General features: G+C 32.2%; 22 protein-coding genes. 21 read left to right on the top strand and 1 reads right to left on the bottom strand.

Annotated features, from left to right (window positions below; translation table 11 throughout):
- Window positions 1–13 precede the first annotated feature (13 nt).
- From FGK85_RS00375 to flgK, 11 genes are all read left to right on the top strand, one after another.
- Window positions 14–1,075, top strand: coding sequence for a protein-glutamate methylesterase/protein-glutamine glutaminase (locus FGK85_RS00375; protein ID WP_138202713.1), 1,062 nt, complete (start codon window positions 14–16; stop codon window positions 1,073–1,075).
- 2 nt (window positions 1,076–1,077) lie between these two features.
- On the top strand, window positions 1,078–1,845 hold the full coding sequence (locus tag FGK85_RS00370) for a CheR family methyltransferase (RefSeq protein ID WP_138202711.1): 768 nt from the start codon (window positions 1,078–1,080) through the stop codon (window positions 1,843–1,845).
- A gap of 12 nt (window positions 1,846–1,857) precedes the next feature.
- Entirely contained in the window at window positions 1,858–3,867 is a 2,010-nt protein-coding gene (locus tag FGK85_RS00365) for a chemotaxis protein CheA (protein WP_138202709.1), read from the top strand.
- Between the two features lie 12 nt (window positions 3,868–3,879).
- A complete protein-coding gene (locus FGK85_RS00360) occupies window positions 3,880–4,479 on the top strand; it encodes a chemotaxis protein CheC (RefSeq protein WP_138202707.1) in 600 nt (199 codons plus the stop codon).
- A 14-nt stretch (window positions 4,480–4,493) separates the two neighbouring features.
- A complete protein-coding gene (locus tag FGK85_RS00355; RefSeq protein ID WP_138202705.1) occupies window positions 4,494–4,856 on the top strand; it encodes a response regulator in 363 nt (120 codons plus the stop codon).
- 11 nt (window positions 4,857–4,867) lie between these two features.
- Window positions 4,868–5,269, top strand: coding sequence for a chemotaxis protein CheW (locus tag FGK85_RS00350; RefSeq protein WP_138202703.1), 402 nt, complete (start codon window positions 4,868–4,870; stop codon window positions 5,267–5,269).
- Between the two features lie 19 nt (window positions 5,270–5,288).
- Window positions 5,289–6,284, top strand: coding sequence for a flagellar motor switch protein FliM (gene fliM / locus FGK85_RS00345; protein ID WP_138202701.1), 996 nt, complete (start codon window positions 5,289–5,291; stop codon window positions 6,282–6,284).
- A complete protein-coding gene (fliY, locus tag FGK85_RS00340; RefSeq protein ID WP_138202699.1) occupies window positions 6,277–7,443 on the top strand; it encodes a flagellar motor switch phosphatase FliY in 1,167 nt (388 codons plus the stop codon). The genes fliM and fliY overlap by 8 nt, the downstream gene beginning before the upstream one ends.
- A 259-nt stretch (window positions 7,444–7,702) precedes the next feature.
- Window positions 7,703–7,981, top strand: coding sequence for a flagellar biosynthesis anti-sigma factor FlgM (locus FGK85_RS00335; RefSeq protein WP_138202697.1), 279 nt, complete (start codon window positions 7,703–7,705; stop codon window positions 7,979–7,981).
- A gap of 1 nt (window position 7,982) precedes the next feature.
- A complete protein-coding gene (locus FGK85_RS00330) occupies window positions 7,983–8,396 on the top strand; it encodes a flagellar protein FlgN (RefSeq protein ID WP_138202695.1) in 414 nt (137 codons plus the stop codon).
- Between the two features lie 234 nt (window positions 8,397–8,630).
- Window positions 8,631–10,439: a flagellar hook-associated protein FlgK gene (gene flgK / locus FGK85_RS00325; RefSeq protein ID WP_138202693.1), complete on the top strand. Its 1,809-nt coding sequence runs from the start codon at window positions 8,631–8,633 to the stop codon at window positions 10,437–10,439.
- Between the two features lie 36 nt (window positions 10,440–10,475).
- Here flgK and FGK85_RS00320 read toward each other — a convergent pair whose 3' ends face one another.
- Entirely contained in the window at window positions 10,476–10,862 is a 387-nt protein-coding gene (locus FGK85_RS00320; protein ID WP_138202692.1) for a four helix bundle protein, read from the bottom strand.
- Window positions 10,863–11,042: 180 nt separating this feature from the next.
- Between FGK85_RS00320 and flgL the strand changes: the two genes are divergently transcribed.
- The 10 genes from flgL (at window position 11,043) to FGK85_RS00270 (ending at window position 18,332) form a co-directional block, all read left to right on the top strand.
- Complete coding sequence (gene flgL, locus FGK85_RS00315; RefSeq protein ID WP_138202690.1) at window positions 11,043–12,035, top strand: flagellar hook-associated protein FlgL; 993 nt, start codon at window positions 11,043–11,045, stop codon at window positions 12,033–12,035.
- A 46-nt stretch (window positions 12,036–12,081) separates the two neighbouring features.
- Complete coding sequence (gene fliW / locus FGK85_RS00310; protein ID WP_138202688.1) at window positions 12,082–12,519, top strand: flagellar assembly protein FliW; 438 nt, start codon at window positions 12,082–12,084, stop codon at window positions 12,517–12,519.
- Window positions 12,513–12,728, top strand: coding sequence for a carbon storage regulator CsrA (csrA, locus tag FGK85_RS00305; RefSeq protein WP_138202686.1), 216 nt, complete (start codon window positions 12,513–12,515; stop codon window positions 12,726–12,728). The genes fliW and csrA overlap by 7 nt, the downstream gene beginning before the upstream one ends.
- Window positions 12,729–12,814: 86 nt before the next feature.
- Window positions 12,815–13,192 (top strand): flagellar protein FlaG, encoded by a 378-nt coding sequence (gene flaG / locus FGK85_RS00300; RefSeq protein ID WP_207670506.1) that lies wholly within the window; start codon window positions 12,815–12,817, stop codon window positions 13,190–13,192.
- A gap of 85 nt (window positions 13,193–13,277) precedes the next feature.
- On the top strand, window positions 13,278–13,565 hold the full coding sequence (locus FGK85_RS00295; protein ID WP_138202684.1) for a hypothetical protein: 288 nt from the start codon (window positions 13,278–13,280) through the stop codon (window positions 13,563–13,565).
- 11 nt (window positions 13,566–13,576) lie between these two features.
- Window positions 13,577–13,969: a flagellar export chaperone FliS gene (fliS, locus tag FGK85_RS00290; RefSeq protein ID WP_138202682.1), complete on the top strand. Its 393-nt coding sequence runs from the start codon at window positions 13,577–13,579 to the stop codon at window positions 13,967–13,969.
- Window positions 13,970–14,100: 131 nt separating this feature from the next.
- Window positions 14,101–14,454, top strand: a complete 354-nt coding sequence (fliT, locus tag FGK85_RS00285; RefSeq protein WP_138202680.1) for a flagellar protein FliT — start codon at window positions 14,101–14,103, stop codon at window positions 14,452–14,454.
- 13 nt (window positions 14,455–14,467) lie between these two features.
- A complete protein-coding gene (fliD, locus tag FGK85_RS00280) occupies window positions 14,468–16,051 on the top strand; it encodes a flagellar filament capping protein FliD (RefSeq protein ID WP_138202678.1) in 1,584 nt (527 codons plus the stop codon).
- A 211-nt stretch (window positions 16,052–16,262) separates the two neighbouring features.
- Entirely contained in the window at window positions 16,263–16,625 is a 363-nt protein-coding gene (locus FGK85_RS00275; protein ID WP_138202676.1) for a four helix bundle protein, read from the top strand.
- 219 nt (window positions 16,626–16,844) lie between these two features.
- On the top strand, window positions 16,845–18,332 hold the full coding sequence (locus FGK85_RS00270; RefSeq protein WP_138202674.1) for a flagellin N-terminal helical domain-containing protein: 1,488 nt from the start codon (window positions 16,845–16,847) through the stop codon (window positions 18,330–18,332).
- The last annotated feature ends 72 nt before the right edge of the window (window positions 18,333–18,404 follow it).

The raw sequence follows: 18,404 nt of genomic DNA, 5'->3' as shown, positions 1-18,404 counted from the left end.
TGGAGTGATTGTCTTGAGTAAAATAAAAGTTATGGTAGTTGATGATTCAGCTCTTATGAGAAAGATTATTTCTGATATGATAAATCAGCAGGAAGACATGGAAGTAGTTGCTACAGGAAGAAATGGTGAAGAACTTTTAGATAAGTTATACATAATTAATCCAGATGTAATAACTTTGGATTTGGAAATGCCTAAAATAGATGGTATGAAAGCTCTAAGTCATCTGAAAAATAAAAATGTTCAAATTCCTATTATAATATTGAGCAGTGTGTCTAATAGAGGAGCAGATATGACTATGGAGTGTTTAGAAAAAGGAGCTTTTGACTTTTTAGAAAAACCTTCTGGTAATATATCTCTAGACATTGAAAAAGTTAAGGATGAGCTAATAGAAAAGATAAGAGCAGCTTATTCATCAAATGAAAAAAGTGTAAAAAGAATCCATGTGCAAAATAATAAAACAATAAATAGCAATGGTTTAAAAAAGTCTAATACATCATGTTTTAAGATAAAGGCTGTAGCCATAGGAGCTTCTACCGGTGGACCTAAAGCACTATATGAGGTGATTACTAATTTGCCAGAGAATATAAATGTACCAATTTTTGTAGTACAGCATATGCCAGTGGGATTCACAAAAGCTTTTGCCGAAAGATTAAATAAAAATAGTAAGTTAAAAGTGGTAGAGGCAACGGAAGGTGAAAACATAGAAAATAATACTGTATATATAGCACCAGGTGGATTCCACATGGTGGTAGGAGCTGATAGAAAGATTCATTTAAACAAAGAGCCAAGTATCTGGGGAGTTAGGCCAGCGGTGGATAAGTTATTTTTTTCAGCGGGAGACCTATACGGATGCAACCTTTTAAGTGTTATACTTACAGGCATGGGTAGAGACGGAGCAGATGGCACAGCTTATATAAAAGAAAAGGGCGGTATTACCATATCGCAGGATGAGGCTACCTGTACCATATATGGTATGCCTAAAGCTGCCTATGAAACGGGCAAAGTAGACATGGTTTTACCTTTGCATGAGATAGCTGATGAAATAATTAAGATGCTGATTAATAAGGGGAGATAATGGTGAATTTATTTGAATTTGAAAAATGGGTGCTTAGGGAATTCAACATAGACTTGTCTGCATATAAATCAAACCAGTTGCACAGAAGAATTGAAAGTCTTATGTCCAGAGTAGGAATAAACTCTGTAGATGAATACACTAGAGTTTTAAAAACAGACTCTAAGCAAAGAGAAAAATTTTTGGATTTCATAACTATAAATGTAACAGAATTTTTTAGAAATCCTGAAATATTTGGGGAGCTATCAAAGGTATTGAGGGAAGAGCTTTTGCCCCTTAAAAGGCCACTTAAAATATGGAGTGCTGCTTGTTCTACTGGTGCAGAACCATATTCCTTGGCCATGCTCCTAAATTCAATAGATCCTTATGTTAAACATAAAATTTTAGCTACAGATATAGATAAAAATATATTAGAAAAGGCTAAAAGAGGAGAATATGGAGAGGCAGAAATAAAAAATGTAAAAAAAGATTATCTAGATAAATTTTTTAAGAAAACAAACGATAAATATATTATAAATGATAGCATTAAAAGCATGGTTAATTTTAAAAAGCATGATTTAATATTAGATAGCTATGAAAATAATTTTGATCTTATAGTTTGTAGAAATGTGGTTATATATTTTAAACCGGAAACTAAGAATATGATATATGAAAAATTTGCAAAGGCTATGAATAAAGGGGGACTTTTATTTGTAGGGGCTACGGAGAGCATATATAATTATAGAGATTTCGGCTTTGAAAAATCTTCTACATTCATTTATAAGAAAGATTAGGAGGGAATATAAATGGATACTTCTCAGTATATGTCTATGTTTTTAGAAGAATCTATGGATAATCTTCAAGTTCTAAACGATTCTTTATTGCAGCTAGAACAGGATCCGGAAGACATTGATAAGTTAAATGAAATCTTTAGAATAGCGCATACCCTAAAGGGCATGTCTGCAACTATGGGATTTAATAATATTGCAGATTTAACCCATAAAATGGAGGATGTACTTGCAGAGTTCAGGGAAGGAAGTATAAAGGCTGACCAAAAGGTGGTAACTATACTTTTTAAATGCCTAGATACTTTGGAAAGAATGATAAGTAATATATCAGAGGGTGTAGATGAGGATGTTCCAATAGAACATATAATAGAGCAGCTGCATAGTTTAACTGAGCATAGTGAAATAACTGATAAAGATGAAAAAAAAGACTTGGATGAAGAGAGTTTTGACGAAGAGGTTGATGAAGAGGTAGAATTAGAATTAGATGAATACGAGCTGAGCGTGATAAAACAGGCAAAAGATAGAGCTTATAAAGCTTATAAAATTCATATATTTTTAAATGAAAATACTCTTTTGAAATCAGCTAGGGCATTTTTAATATTTAAGGATTTAGAGGATTATGGAGAAATTATAAAATCAGTACCTTGCACGGAGGACATAGAAAGTGAAGACTTTGATTTATCCATGGCTCTTGTATATTTAACTAAAAGAGATAAAGAAGAAGTGCATAATTCTATAATGAACATATCTGAAGTGGAAAAAGTAACTGTAATGGAAATAGATAATAGTGTAAAGCACTGTGAAAAAAGTCAGACACCAAAAGCAATAGAAAAAAATATTAAAAATGAGGGAAAGGCACAGAAGAATAAAGCTTCAAATGATAGCCAAAACCATCAAAGAAAAAATCACCAATCTGTAAGAGTTGATTTAGAAAGATTGGATAAATTTATGAATATGGTTTCTGAACTAGTAATACATAGAACAAAATTAGAGCAAATTGGTGAAGAAGTTAAAATGCCAGAGTTAAATGAAACCTTAGAGCAAGTGGCAAGAACTACTTCGGATTTGCAGGATTTAGTTATGAAAATAAGAATGTTGCCATTAGAAGTAGTTTTTAGCAGATTTCCAAGAATGATAAGAGATCTTTCAGTAGAGCTAAATAAGGAAATGGAGCTTATAATTGAAGGACAAGAAACTGAACTGGATAGGACTGTCATAGATGAAATTGGAGAGCCCCTTATACACCTTTTAAGAAATGCTGCAGATCATGGAATTGAAGATAAGGAAGAAAGAATTAAAAAAGGTAAGGAGCCTGTAGGAAAGATAAAACTTGTGGCGTATCAAGAGGGAACTAAGGCTGTTATAAAAGTTAGCGATGATGGAAAAGGTCTAGACCCAGAAAAAATAAGGGAAAAAGCCGAAAAATTAGGTATAAAAACAGAGGGCATGACTGATTCAGATATTAATAATTTGATATTTATGCAGGGCTTTAGTACTAATGAAGAGGTTACAGATATATCTGGAAGAGGAGTGGGGATGGATGTGGTAAAAACAAAAATATCCTCATTAGGCGGTACTTTGGATTTGGTTAGTGAAATTGACAAAGGAACCACTTTTATTATAACATTACCTTTGACATTACAAATAATACAAGCTCTTCTTGTAAAAATAGGCGAAGAAACTATGGCCATATCCCTTGGATACATAGATAGGGTTATAGATTATAAAGAGGAAAAAATTAAGAAAAGCAATAACAAAGAAGTTATAGTGTATAGTGATAAGGTGATTCCTCTAATAAGAGTAAATGAAAAATTAGGAATACCATATAAAAAAGAAGGCAAAAAGTATATAATAATAGTAAAAGTAGGAGAAAAAACTGCAGGACTTTTAGTGGATTCACTTCTTGGACAGCAGGAAATAGTTATAAAACCTCTAGGAAAAACTTTACAATCATTAAAGGAATATATTGGAGCCACAATTTTAGGAGGAACAGTTACTTTAATATTGGATGTTTCATCTCTAGTGTAAAGGGAGGATAGAATGAGTTACTTAGATTTAAATGATTTGCAGTTAGATGCCTTAAAAGAAATAGTGAACATTGGAACTGGCAATGCAGCTACAGCATTAGCTCAACTTTTAAGTATAAAAGTCAATATGTCAGTACCCAACATAAATGTGATTCCCTTTGATGAAATTTTTAATAACATTGGAGGAGAGGAAGTTGTAATAGGTGTTTTAGTTAGGGTGTTAGGTGATGCTCCAGGAAACATATTGTTTGTAATGCAAAAGGACGTGGCTATGAAAATTATAAACAAGCTATTAGGAACAGATGAAAAAGAAATAAGTGAAATGGGAAACTCAGTTTTGTGTGAAATAGGAAATATAATGTGTAGTGCCTATATGAATGCTATAGCTAAGTTTACCAATATGGTTATAATGCCATCAGTGCCAGCAGTAACCTATGACATGCTTGGGGCAATACTTTCTACAACATTTATTGAATCTGGCCAATTTAATGAGTATGTTTTGGATATAGAAACTTTATTTAGTCAAGATGATGAAATGATAAATGGACATTTTTATTACATACCGATGCCTGGTTCATTGGAAAAAATATTAAATTCAATAGGAATAAAATAGTGGAGGTAATATAAATGAGTGCAAAAGTTTTAATAGTTGATGATGCTGCTTTTATGAGAATGATGATTAAAGATATATTAGAGAAAAATGGCTATGAAGTAGTGGGTGAAGCAAATAATGGAATAAAGGCTGTAGAACTGTATAAGTCTGAAAAACCAGATGTGGTAACCATGGATATAACTATGCCAGATATGGATGGAATTGAAGCAGTAAAAGCTATAAAGAATATAGATCCAGCTGCGAAAATAATAATGTGTAGTGCTATGGGACAACAAACTATGGTAATGGATGCTATAAAGGCAGGAGCAAAAGATTTTATTGTAAAGCCATTTCAAGCAGATAGAGTACTTGAAGCTATCAAAAAAGTACTTGGATAGGGGGAAGTATTATGCAGGTTGTAATATTTAAGCTCCAGGATGAGGAATTTGCAGTGGAAACTGCAAAGATACAGAGTATAACAGATACTATGGAAATTACTAGGGTGCCTAAGGCACCCAATTATATAAAGGGATTAATAAATTTGAGGGGTAATATAATTCCTCTTTTAAATTTAAAAATGCTTTTGGATATAGAAATTAATGATATTGAACAAGAAAATATAATAATAGTGTCTATAAATGAAGAGTCCATAGGGATAATTGTAGATATGGTAGAAGAAGTTTTAGAAATAGAGGAAAACATTATAGAGAATTTAAATGAAAAAGATAAAAAGGAATACATAAAAGGGATTATTAATTTTAAGGATAGAATAGTTACTTTAATTGATATAGATAAACTAGTTCTAAATTAGATAGAAATGAGGTATTAGTATGGCAGAGGTTTTAAGTCAAGGTGAGATAGATGCTTTATTGTCTGCCTTATCTTCTGGTGAGTTAGAGCCAGAACAGCTTGCCAAACAGGAAGAGCATAAAGTTAAAAAGTATGATTTTAGAAGTCCTCAGAAATTTTCTAAAGACCATATAAGAACATTAGAGCTGGTTCATGATAATTATTCTAGAATAATTTCAAGTTATTTATCTGCTCACTTAAGAACAAATGTTAAGGTTAAGATAATGTCCGTTCAACAAATAACCTATGAAGAGTTTATTCATTCAATACCAAATCCAACTATACTTACTACATTTAAGATGAGCCCTTTAAGTGGTTCCATACTTTTTGAAGCTAATCCTGAATTTGTGTTTAAAGTTTTAGATATACTATTAGGTGGTAGTGGAATTAAGGATTTTAAAATGAAGGAATTTACTGATATAGATAAAAATATAATAAGAAATGTAAATAAAGGCTTAATATCAAATCTAAAATTAGCATGGGAAGATATATTGGATGTGACGGAGCCAGAAATAGAGAATTTGGAAACTAATCCAGCTCTAAATCAAACTCTTGCACCTAATGAACCAGTAGCGCTTATAACATTTTCAGTGGACATTGTAAATAGCAATTCATTTATAAACATTTGCATACCTTATTTAAGCATTGAAAAAATATTAGATAAACTAGTCGTTCAATATTGGTTTAAAGAAAGTGACGATACTTTTGCAGAAGATTCACGAGAAAAAATTAAAGATAGATTAAACATTGTGGACGTGGAAGTAAAAGCTTTACTTGGAAAATGTTCTTTAACTGTAGAGGATTTCTTAAGGCTTAATAGTGGAGATATAATAACCTTAGAGAAAAGGATAAATGAACCTATTGAGGTTTTAGTAGGGGAACAGTCTCATTATTATGGAAAAGCTGGAACCATAGGTAAAAATAAAGGCATACAAATATTAGATATTAGAGATAAGGATGTGGAAAATTATGGCTAATAGTTTTCTTTCACAAGAAGAAATAGATTCTCTTTTAAATGGTGGATCTGTAGATTCAAATGATGATGAAAATAAAGCTGATGAAGAGTATTTAAGCGAAATAGAAAAAGATCTCTTAGGTGAGATAGGCAATATTTCAATGGGATCTGCTTCTACTGCTCTTTCTACTATATTAAATCAACCAGTTAATATTACAACTCCACAAGTAACAACAACTACTTTAAGAAAATTAAAGGAAACTTTTGAGGTACCTAATATATGTCTTGAGGTGGAGTTTATAAGCGGAATCACTGGTGAAAACCTTCTTGTAATGAAAGTATCAGATGCGGCAGTTATAGCTAGCTTAATGATGGGTGGAGATGGAAACATTCCAGAGGGTATAGAAAATTTATCTGAAATAGAGGAGAGTGCTGTATCAGAGGCTATGAATCAAATGATTGGTTCAGCAGCTACATCTATGGCTACTATGTTTTCAAGAGAAGTAAATATATCACCACCAAAGTCAAGAATATGGAATGATAGTACAACAGCACTTACTGATGGAATGAAAGATGATGAGGAAATAATAAAGGTAGCATTTAAACTGACTGTAGGGGATTTAGTGGACAGTGAAATAATGCAAATACTTCCTTTAAACACAGGTAAGAAGATAGTAGGTATAATGACTGGCGAAGAAAATAGTATAGAAGATATTCCTAAGGAAACACCTATAGAATTACCGGAGGAAAACTTTAAATTAGATAAGCAAAAGGATTATAATCAAGAAATTCCTAGTCATAAAGATAGTATTAACTTAACTGAGAAAAGAAATATAGAGGAAGTTAGAAGTGAGCCAAAAGTTGAAGTTAAAAAGGCAGCTTTTCAGCCGCTTGAGCCGTCCCAAACGGCAGCTATGCCTAGTAATATAGATTTAATACTAGATGTACCTTTAGAAATATCAGTAGTTTTGGGAAAAACAAAGAAGAGCATAAAGGAAATATTAAACTTGAGCACAGGCTCTTTAGTGGAATTGGATAAATTAGCAGAAGAGCCAGTAGAAATATTGGTAAATGGAAAGATGGTAGCCCAAGGAGAAGTAGTTGTGGTAGACGAGAACTTTGGTGTTAGAATAACAAGCATAATGAGTAATGCAGAGAGAGTAAAAAGTTTAGGTAAATAAATTATAAAATTAGGGGCTAATGAGTTCCTAATTTTTACTTTTATCCGATGACTACCTGCCGTAACACTCCCACTTCTAACAAAGTGGGAGATAACGGCAGCTACGTCCCTGGATAACGATCTCTAACCTTCAGATGGAGTAAAAACTCCATCTGAAGCTAAGAGCTCTGTTTATAAATAAAATGTTTTAACTATGTGCTAAACTTTTGATGCTCCCCTTCGATAAATATTTTAAGAAAGTAATTTGAGGAGTGTATATTATGAAAATCAATGGAATAAGTCCTAATAAAGTAATAAGCATGTATGGAGTAAAAAATAGTAGATCCTTAGAGCGAAAAAACAACCTAGAACTATCTGATAAACTAGAAATTTCAGATATAGGAAAAAGCTTAAGTGCTTACTCTATGCGTAATGACGTAATTCCAAATGATAAGAAAATTATGGATATAAAAAATAGAATTGCTTCTGGAAAGTATAAGATAGACCCAGAGGATTTGGCTAAAAGTTTGATGGAAGCTTTTGAAAGAAAGGAAATTTAATATGGAACAAGAGCTTAAGAGAATAATAAATGAAGAAATAGAAGCATTGAATAATTTGCTGAAATTATTAGAAGATCAGCATGATTATATATCTAATGAGGATATTTTTAAAATGGATGAAATAATTCCTAGTATAAAAGAAGCTAGCGTTAGGATAGCTAAAATAGAAATGGATAGAAGAAATTTAGTTAAAGATATAGATGTAAGCCAAATAGTATTGGAAAGTAATGATTTGGAATTAGAAGAAGCTTATAGAGAAATAAGAAAGGTGTTGCATTCAGTAACACTTCAAAAGGAAACTAATGAACTTTTAATAAAACAGGGACTTAGCTATACAAATAAAATGTTAGAAATAATAAACCCATCAAGACCAGTGTCCAGGACTTATGGAGCCACGGGGAAGATTAGAAAATAGTCACCAATCATATATATTAGGCAGTATATATTAGGTACTAGGCAGTATATATTAGGTACTAGGTACTAGGTGCTAGGTACTAAAACATAAAACCTAGTACCTAGAACCTAGTACCTAGAACCTAGAACCTAGAACCTAGAACCTAGAACCTAGAACCTAGCACCTAGAACCTAGTACCTAGATATTAGGGGCGATTAAAATTTGTGAAGCAGTATTAAAAAAGGGGGAAATAAAGTGTCAGGATTATTTGCTACGTTTAATGTGGCTAAAAGAGGACTTTTTGCTCAGCAAAAGGCTATAGATGTAACAACTCATAATATTGCTAATGCCAATACAGAGGGGTACTCAAGGCAAAGAGCTATGATGGAAACCACAACACCTTTTTCCATGCCTTCTGTAAATAATGCTATAGGACCAGGACAACTAGGTACTGGAGTTCAAATATCAATAATCCAAAGGGTTAGAGATGAGTTTTTGGACTATCAATTTAGAAATGAAAGCAGTACCATGGGAATGTATGAGGCTAGGGATAGATTTTTAAGTGAGATAGAAAGTGTATTTAATGAGCCTTCCGATAAGGGACTTTCTACAGTTATAGGTAAGTTTTTCGACTCTTGGCAGGAGTTATCAAAGCAAGCGGAAACATCTAATGCTAGAACTGTGGTAGCTCAGCAGGCCAATGCACTGGCTAATGAGTTAAATCATACTTACAATCAGCTTCAGAAGATAAGAAGCAACACTCAAATGGTAATAAAGGATACTGTATTTCAAGTAAATAACTATTTAGATCAAATAGATTCTTTAAATCAGCAGATAATGAATGTTAAGATTTCAGGTCAAGAACCTAATGACTTAATGGACAAAAGAGATTTACTTGTGGACAAACTAAGTAGTGAATTTAACATAGATATAAAAAAGAAGAATTTTTATACTGTAGATTTAAATCCTACAGATGTAGAAACCATTCCAGAGGGTGGAGAAAAACTTCTAGTGAGAAAAGAGCCTAATTATGCAGTAAGCAGGTTTTCTTATATAAATGGTATAGAAGAAATTAAAAATGATGAAGGTAAAATAACTGCTTTAAAAGTAAGCTACTTAAAAGAGGGCGATAGCAATAAGCCAGGCAAGGAAATATTAATAAATTTTAATACTCCAATTGAACAGGGTAAAGCTAAAGAAATAAAGAGACATATAGATGAGTGCAGGGTAATGTGGGCGGAGGAAGATGGCACTGCTTATGCTAATAAATCTATAGAAATAACTAATGTAAATGATTTATCTTTATTAGACAAGAAGCTAGGATTATTTAATCCTTCCAGCGGAAGTCTTCAAGGATATATGTCTGTACAAAAGGATGTAGATAATTATGAAGATCAAATAAATAAACTAGCTAAAGCTGTAGCTTTTTCTGTGAATATAGTTCATAGCGGAGAAAGTGATGCAGCAAAGGATAATATGCCTTTTTTCGTAAACAAAGATAAATTTAAACTAAATCCAGATGGCACCATTGAAAGCCTTGGAGAAGATGAAATAGACGCTAGCAATATAGGGGTAAATTCTGCAATACTTGATAATGTAATGAACATAAAAGCTGGAGCTGGGGATAATCCAGGAGAAAATGATGGTAAAAGAGCTTTGGCTATAGCTAAACTTAGAAATACATTGTTTAAAATACAAAATATAAATTTATCACAAATTGATAGAGAGAGATTTATAGAGGACTTAACCGGTGGGTTAGTGGAAAATAAGGATTTAGGAGTTTACACTTTAGAAAGTAATTTAAATGGAATGACCATAGACAATTATTTTAAAGATACAGTAGATACCTTGGGAATACAAGAAAATGAAGCCAGAAGAATAATTGGAAACCAAGAAAAACTTTTAAGTAATTTTGAAGAGAGAAGAACATCTATTTCAGGTGTATCCATGGATGAGGAAATGGCAAACCTAATTCAATTTCAACACGCTTATGGAGCAAATGCTAAAATAATTTCTACAGTGGACGAACTTCTTGATGTAGTTGTTAATGGATTAAAACGCTAAAGCGTTTTAATCCGTTGAGGTTCTAGGTACTAAGTACTAGGTACTAGAAATGGTGGAGGATACAAGTTTTTTCTTATTTATTTTGATTATAGAACTTAAAATCTTTATTATTTCATTTAAATCATGAAATAATGTTTGTGAGTCAGATTCTTTTAACATATTTGATGCGAATAATAGTTTTAACCAATACTCTGTTTCACCAGCTTCTTTAAGTGCTATGTATAATTTATTTATATTATCTTTGGGACTTTGAGAATGAAAGCTTTCGCTTATATTGGCACCTATACTAGTGCCAGAACGTAATAGTTGCTTTGAAATGACGAATTCTTTCTTATTAAAGTTTAAATCTTTATAAATATTTATAACATTTAAAGAAAAATCAAAAGCTTTTTTATACAGAATACTATTATCCTCAAAACTCATAATATATCAACTCCTAATAAAATAATATTTTATTAGTGAGTATACACATAAATCCCAAAAACTAAACCCCCTATCAAAAATTATCCCCAGCACCTAGAACCTAGAACCTAGAACCTAAAATTTAGTGCCTATAACCTAGAATTTAGTATAGCATTTCAAAAATAAGGAGTGATACAAAAAGTGCGTATAACAAATAAAATGCTCTCAAATAACTTTTTAAGGGACATGAGAACTAATCTGACAAATTTAAAGACATTGCAGGAACAGATGACTTCTGGTAAAGCAGTTAGAAGACCTTCAGATAACCCATTTAAAGTGGCAAGGGCTATGCAGCTTCACACAGAAATTAACTTAAATAAACAATATAACGAAAATATAAAAGATACATTAAATTGGCTAGATACTACAGACACAGCGCTAGGACAGGCAGGAGATATTTTTCATAGAATAAGGGAACTTTTAATATCTTCAGGTAATGGAGCCTATAGCGAGGGTGAAAGAAAAGCTATAAAAGATGAAATAAATGAAAAAATATCTGAGTTTTCTCAAGTAATGAACACAAACTTTGATGGTAAATATATATTTGGTGGTACAAGGGGTACAACTAAGCCTATGGATACTGCAGCTGGAATAAATGACAATACTAGATTATTTTATTACAAAAAAGGTGGCGGGGAATTACTAAATGGCGCCGAATACCAACAAATAGGGGAAAAGTTAAAGGTAGAAATATCCCAAGGAGTTGATTTTACTTATAATGTATCGGCAAAAGATATAATAGAGTTTAAAAATGCAACTGGACAAGCTAAGGATTTAAGGGATATATTTAAAAATATAGTCAATCACTTAGATGGTAAAAATGAAGATGGAACGGATTTAGATGCAGATTCAGTTAAAAAGCTTGTAAATGAAGATCTTAAGGATATAAGTGATACTATGAATAATATATTAAAACTTCGTTCAGAAGTGGGAGCAAAACAAAACAGTATGGAAAGTGCCAGTGAAAAAAATAAGGATCAAAATTTTAATATGACAGAGATACTTTCAAAAACTGAGGATATAGACATTACTGAAACTACAATGCAATTTGCTACAGCCCAAACAGTCTATATAGCTTCACTTCAAACCAGTGCTAGAGTTCTTCAACCAACTCTAATAGACTACATTAGATAAGCACCTAGCACCTAGAACCTAGTACCTAAAAAAAGGGGTGTTTTACATGCAACTAAAAACAAAATATCACGGAGTTCGTGAATATAAAGAAGACGATATAATAAGTTTTAATAAAGGAATATGCGGCTTTGGGAAATTAAATAAATTTATAATCTTTCCAGTGGAGGAAAATGAAATTTTTAGTGTACTTCATTCTATAGAAGATGGAGAAATAGGACTTGTGGTAATTTCACCCTTTGCTGTGGAGGAAAACTATGAATTTAAACTACCAGAAGAAACAATAAAAAGATTAAAAATAAATTCTCCAGAAGAGGTATTAGTTTTAACTACAGTTACACTACATTCAGATGTTACTAATATAACTACTAACTTAAGAGCCCCTATTGTAATTAATATAAAATCAAAATTAGGGGAACAAATAATATTAAATAATGAAAAATATTTGATAAAGCAGCCTATTTTTAAGGAGGCAGATAAATGTTAGTGGTTAAAAGAAAAAAAGGAGAATCCATAGTTCTAGGAGACAATATAGAAATAAGTATAGTAGACATAGAAAGCGGCTCTGTAAAAATAGCTATAAATGCACCTAAAGAGGTTGCCATATTGCGAAAAGAACTTTTAAAAGAAGTAGAAGAAGAAAATAAAAGCGCATTAAATTTTGACATAGATATGCTTAAAAATCTAAAAAAATAGGAGCTAGCGGTGCTAAGCGCTAGGGGTTTTTCACTAGCCCCCTAGCCCTCCAGCCCCCTAGCCCCCTAACAAACGGGGTGTTTGATATGGAAATCAACTCAATAAGTCAAGGAAGACAGAGTATTTTAAATGTAAATCCAGTAACTGATGTATTGCCACAATCACAAAAGAATGTAGTTATGGAAGGTTTATCAAATAATGCGTCTAAAGGAACCTATGCTCAAAAGGAAATAAAGGTAGACGGACAAGAAGTGAAAAACATGGTGGATGGATTGAACAAATTAATAAAAAATGCAGATACTCATTTAGAATACGAAAAACACGAGAAACTCAATGAATACGTAATAAGAATAGTAGACAATGAAACAAAGGAAGTAGTAAAGGAAATACCACCAAAGAAAATACTTGACATGGTTGCTAAAATGTGCGAGATGATAGGAATCATCGTGGATAAAAAAGCTTAGGATTTTTATCCACCAAATTACGATACTAATGTTTACTAGTACCTAGTACCTAGCACCTAGTACCTAAAATAAGGATGGTGTTTTTATGGAATTTCGCTTAAATAAAATAGACACAGAACTTAGACAAAGAGTGAAAGACACTACAAAGTCAGGAGTTGTGCATAGAAAAGACGAAATAAAAATAAACCATGAAAAGAATCAGGATACTCCTAAGGATAGAAGCTTTGCATATAAACTTAAGAAGTTTAAAAAAGGTGAAGGAAAAATAGAAGTGGAGGCATATAAATCAGAAGATGTTGGTGTAGATGCCTACAAGGACGAAGTGGAATATTGTAGTGAAAATAGAGGAATGTTTATTGATACAAGAAAATAGGAGGAATGAGAATGTACGGTGGAAATGCAAATGCATATAATGCCTACAAAAGTAACAGTGTAAATTTTGCTTCAAAAGAGCAGCTTTTATTGATGCTGGTAGATGGAGCGGTTAAGTTTTCAAAAATAGCTAGACAAGCTATAGTGGATAAAGATATAAAAAAAGCACACGAAAATATAGTAAAGACTCAAAATATATTTTATGAATTAATAGTAACTCTAGATGTGAACAGAGGCGGAGAATGGGCCAAGAATTTAGTATCAGTATATCAATTTATAGTAGATAGATTGGTACAGGCTAATATAAAAAAAGATGTAGATATAATGAATGAAGTGATACCGCTTATTGAGGATGTAAAGGATATGTGGGATCAGGCCTATAAGGTTTCTAAGGGAGCTAAGTAATAAATAATAAAGAATAAATATCAAATAACAAAGAATAAATAGCAGAGAATAAATATCAATTTTTGTTATTTGTACTTTAATCTTTAGTATTTGATATTTGATATTTGTACTTTGATCTTTGAAAAAGGGTGGTGTTTAAATTTAACACGCAGTTACAAGAAAAGCTTTTACTATATAAGCAGTTAACCCAAAAGTTAATAGATTGCTTAGAAAAAGAACAATTAGAAAATATGGATGATTATGTAGCAGGAAGACAAAAGGTTATATTATCTATAGAGGATTTATCATTTACACAAGAGGAATTTAGAGAGATATGTAAAGATATAGATTTAGTTAAATATGAGGAAACCTTAACAAAACTCATGGTGTATAAGAGAAATGAAGCAAAACAAGAAATGGACAAAATGAAAATAAAAAATAATGCTAATAAAAATTATAGCAAAAACTCCATGATTAATAGGGGATTTTTTAACACTAAAATATAATGGAGGTGATCCTGTGCAAGTAGGTGGAGTAAATAATAGTAGTGGTTCGGATTATAGCAGAATTACAGGTTTAGCCACTGGTATGGATACTGACGGCATGGTTAATAAGATGATTGCTGGAGACAATGCTAGACTAGATCAGATGAAGCAAAATAGACAAATTATACAGTGGCAACAAGAGGCTTATATAGATGTAATAAAAGACTTAAAGGAATTTTATAATGGATACTTAGATATATTAGCACCTGCAGAAACTAATTTAATGGCTAGTATATCTTATTCAGGCTTAAAGGCTGAAAGCAGTGACAGTAGTAAGATTAACGCTATTGCCTTTGGTGGAGCAGTAAGAGGAAACTATGCGGTAAAAGTAAACAAGTTAGCCTCAAGTGCTAAAAAACAAAATGATGTGGCGTTAAATGCAGAAACTAATTTAAGCACTAAGTTAGCAGATATTAAAGACCAAGATGGAAATAATCTTAATATTGCTAATGGAACAATGGAGTTTAAGGTTAATGGCAAAACTTTTACTGTAAATGTAGATAGCACTAAATCTATAAGTGATTTTTTAAACGACATTAGAAATACTAAACTTAGTAGCGATAGTAAAGAAACTTTAGGCAACTATATAAATGCTAGTTTTAGTGAATTAACTAGAAAATTTACATTTGAAACGAAGGATACTGGTAGTTCTCAAACTTTAAGTATATCAGGAACAGCAGCAGAAAACCTTAAAATAAATGGTGATTTTACAGGGGAAAATGCCCAGGCATCTATAAAACCCCCAGGAGAAGAAACTTATTTTGAATCTAAGGAATTTGAAAAAAACACTTTTACTATAGATAATGTTCAATATGATATAAGTGGTGCTAAAGTTGGCGATGAAGTTAACATAAATATAAAGCCAGATGCTACAGATAAAGTAGAAAAGTTCAAAAAATTCATCGATAAATACAATTCCTTAATTGAAAAAATTAAAACTAAAGTAGATGAGAAAAAAGAATACAAGTTTAAACCACTTACAGAAGCTCAAAAGAAAGATATGAGTGAAGATGAAATAAAGAATTGGGAAGAAAAAGCTAAAAAAGGCATGCTTTCTAGAGAAAGTAATCTTTCCAGCTTGCTTGCGAACTTAAGGCAAACCTTCTATAGTGCAGTAGAAGGAGCAGGATTAAGTGCTCAAGAAATAGGTATAGAAACCACTAGTAACTGGAGAGATGGAGGAAAACTTAAGCTTGATGAAGATAAGTTTAAACAAGCTCTAGAGACAAAAGGTGATCAAGTGCAAAAATTATTTACCCAAAGCAGCACCAACCAAGATGAAAAGGGTATACTCCAAAGATTTAAGGATACCTTTGACAATTATATAGGCTCAGAGGGCGTTTTAGTCAAAAAAGCTGGCTACAAAGACACCAGATGGTTAGGAAGCAATGATTTATCAAAGAAAATAGAGGAAAGAAATAAATCCATAAAAGAAATGGAAAATAAAATCTATCAAAAACAAGAAAGATATTATAAGATGTTTGCTATGCTGGAGAGGAATATGAATAATTTGAATTCGCAGAGTAATTGGTTGTATTCGCAGCTTGGAACGGCGTAGGGGCAATTAAGAATTAAGAATTAATAATTAAAAATTGAAAAAATATTTAAAAAAGGGGTAAAGGAAAAATTGGGGGGGACGATAATTAAATTAAGAATTAAGAATTAAGAATTAAGAATTAAGAATTAAGAATTAGCATATTAACTGATTATTATTCTAAAAGATAGTTAAGAATTAGTAATAACTATTAATAGATAAGAAGGTTGATATGATGAAGGAAAATTTGGTTTACCAAAAGGCATTTAAGTTTTCTATAAAGATAGTTAATTTGTATAAGTATTTGTGTAAATATAAGAAAGAATATGTTCTTTCAAAACAAGTTTTACGTTCTGGTACAAGTATAGGTGCCAATATAAAAGAAGGAATATTTGCGCAAAGCAAAAAAGACTTTTTGTCAAAGATGAATATTGCATTGAAAGAATGTTCTGAAACAGCTTATTGGTTAGAATTGTTAACTGCAACAAACTACATGGATGCTAACGCATCAAAATCTATACTAGGTGAATGTACAGAATTGAATAAAATTTTAGTTTCAATAGTTAAAACAACAAAGGAAAAATTAACTATTAATTAAAAAGGCAGCCTAACGGCATGCGTGTTCCACGCTAGTTAGGGGGTTTAAAAAAATTATAATACAGATTTTCTGAAGCGAAGCGGAAGAAAATCCTCCATAATTATTAATTCTTCATTATTAATTATTAATTAACCAAGCTTTAAGAGTCATCACTGACTTTTAAATAAATAAAAATAATGGCAAGGATGCCAAAAAACAAAACTCAAGGAGGAATTTATTATGATAATTAACCACAATATGAATGCTATGAACGCTCACAGAATGATGAGCGGTAACACAGTAGCTGCAGGAAAGTCAATGGAAAAATTAAGCTCAGGTTTAAGAATAAACAGAGCTGGAGATGATGCTGCAGGACTAGCTATATCTGAAAAAATGAGAGGACAAATTAGAGGACTTGACCAAGCTTCAAGAAATGCTCAAGACGGTATTTCATTGTTACAAACAGCTGAGGGAGCACTTAACGAAACTCATTCAATTCTTCAAAGAATGAGAGAGTTATCAGTTCAATCATCAACAGATACAAATACAGCGGATGATAGAGCAAAGATTCAATCAGAAGTAGATGAATTGGCTAAAGAAATAACAAGAATATCAAATACAACTGAATTTAATACTCAAAACCTTATGGCTGGTGGATTGAAGGATACATTCCATATCGGAGCTAATAAAAATCAAAACATTACAATTTCAATTAATGCAATGGATGCAAAAGCTCTAAGTGTGTCAGGAGATATGGAAGTATACAGTGTTGATGCTACAAACGCCGCAGGAATTGGAAGTGTAGAAAATCCATCTGATAATTTAGATGGTTATAAAATTACTACTGTGGCAAAATCTGCTGCAACAGCAGGTACAGCAATAACTGGTGCTGCTGTATCACAAAGTAATGCACTTGGGGGAGCACTTGCAGGTACAGCTGGTGACTACAATGGTTCACAAGATGCTACAATAATGGTACGTATTGATAGTACTGCAACAGTAGGCGGAAAAGAACAAGTTGCTGGTGCATCAATTTCTCTTGATGGTGGTAAATCATACCAAAGTGTAACTGTTACTCAAGGAGCTAATAGTACATTCCAATATGCTGGCATGACTTTAGGAATTGCCGAAGACGCTGAAAATGCAAATGGAAATACTTATACTTTCCAAGTTGCGGCAGAGTACAAGCAAGTGAAGCTTCAAGATAGCGCATCAGCAGATGTTGGAGCAACTGCAAAGATTTATAACAATCAAACAAGTGCAGTAATTGGTTCTACAGATAAGAATATAAAAATTAACTTTGATTATGCAACTCTTGATGGAACTGGGACTAAAACTTCTACATTAGATAGAAATGTAACTGCATCAACGAAAGCAACTTTCGGAGCAGATGGTTCTATTGTATCACAAGCCGTAACTTATAAGGGAATCGATGTTTCAACACAAAAGAATGCTAATAAAGCTATAGAAACTATTAATAAAGCTATAACAACAGTATCCGAAGAAAGAAGCAAGCTTGGTGCTTACCAAAATAGATTAGAGCACACAATAGCTAATCTAGGAACTTCTTCAGAAAACCTTCAGTCAGCAGAATCAAGAGTTAGAGACGTAGACATGGCTAAAGAAATGATGAACTTCTCAAAGAACAACATCCTTAGCCAAGCTGCTCAAGCTATGTTGGCTCAAGCAAATAATCAACCTCAAGGAGTATTACAATTATTGAGATAGGTTATTTGAGGGTCCCTTAAGGAGTAATCCTTATTGCAAATCGGGTGAATTGCTGGAACTTCCTTAGAGCTG

Origin of the sequence: Haloimpatiens lingqiaonensis (genome assembly GCF_901447495.1) — a bacterium.
GTDB lineage: Bacteria > Bacillota > Clostridia > Clostridiales > Clostridiaceae > Haloimpatiens > Haloimpatiens lingqiaonensis.
Note: the sequence above shows the minus strand (reverse complement) of the source record. Positions and strands in the feature narration are given on the sequence as shown.

Excerpts from the sequence above, each read along its gene's own strand:
- FGK85_RS00365 (WP_138202709.1), top strand. The coding sequence starts at position 1,858 with ATGGATACTTCTCAGTATATGTCTATGTTTTTAGAAGAATCTATGGAT.
- FGK85_RS00360 (WP_138202707.1), top strand. The coding sequence starts at position 3,880 with ATGAGTTACTTAGATTTAAATGATTTGCAGTTAGATGCCTTAAAAGAA.
- FGK85_RS00355 (WP_138202705.1), top strand. The coding sequence starts at position 4,494 with ATGAGTGCAAAAGTTTTAATAGTTGATGATGCTGCTTTTATGAGAATG.
- FGK85_RS00350 (WP_138202703.1), top strand. The coding sequence starts at position 4,868 with ATGCAGGTTGTAATATTTAAGCTCCAGGATGAGGAATTTGCAGTGGAA.
- fliM (WP_138202701.1), top strand. The coding sequence starts at position 5,289 with ATGGCAGAGGTTTTAAGTCAAGGTGAGATAGATGCTTTATTGTCTGCC.
- fliY (WP_138202699.1), top strand. The coding sequence starts at position 6,277 with ATGGCTAATAGTTTTCTTTCACAAGAAGAAATAGATTCTCTTTTAAAT.
- FGK85_RS00335 (WP_138202697.1), top strand. The coding sequence starts at position 7,703 with ATGAAAATCAATGGAATAAGTCCTAATAAAGTAATAAGCATGTATGGA.
- FGK85_RS00330 (WP_138202695.1), top strand. The coding sequence starts at position 7,983 with ATGGAACAAGAGCTTAAGAGAATAATAAATGAAGAAATAGAAGCATTG.
- FGK85_RS00320 (WP_138202692.1), bottom strand. The coding sequence starts at position 10,862 with ATGAGTTTTGAGGATAATAGTATTCTGTATAAAAAAGCTTTTGATTTT.
- fliW (WP_138202688.1), top strand. The coding sequence starts at position 12,082 with ATGCAACTAAAAACAAAATATCACGGAGTTCGTGAATATAAAGAAGAC.
- csrA (WP_138202686.1), top strand. The coding sequence starts at position 12,513 with ATGTTAGTGGTTAAAAGAAAAAAAGGAGAATCCATAGTTCTAGGAGAC.
- flaG (WP_207670506.1), top strand. The coding sequence starts at position 12,815 with ATGGAAATCAACTCAATAAGTCAAGGAAGACAGAGTATTTTAAATGTA.
- FGK85_RS00295 (WP_138202684.1), top strand. The coding sequence starts at position 13,278 with ATGGAATTTCGCTTAAATAAAATAGACACAGAACTTAGACAAAGAGTG.
- fliS (WP_138202682.1), top strand. The coding sequence starts at position 13,577 with ATGTACGGTGGAAATGCAAATGCATATAATGCCTACAAAAGTAACAGT.
- FGK85_RS00275 (WP_138202676.1), top strand. The coding sequence starts at position 16,263 with ATGAAGGAAAATTTGGTTTACCAAAAGGCATTTAAGTTTTCTATAAAG.
- FGK85_RS00270 (WP_138202674.1), top strand. The coding sequence starts at position 16,845 with ATGATAATTAACCACAATATGAATGCTATGAACGCTCACAGAATGATG.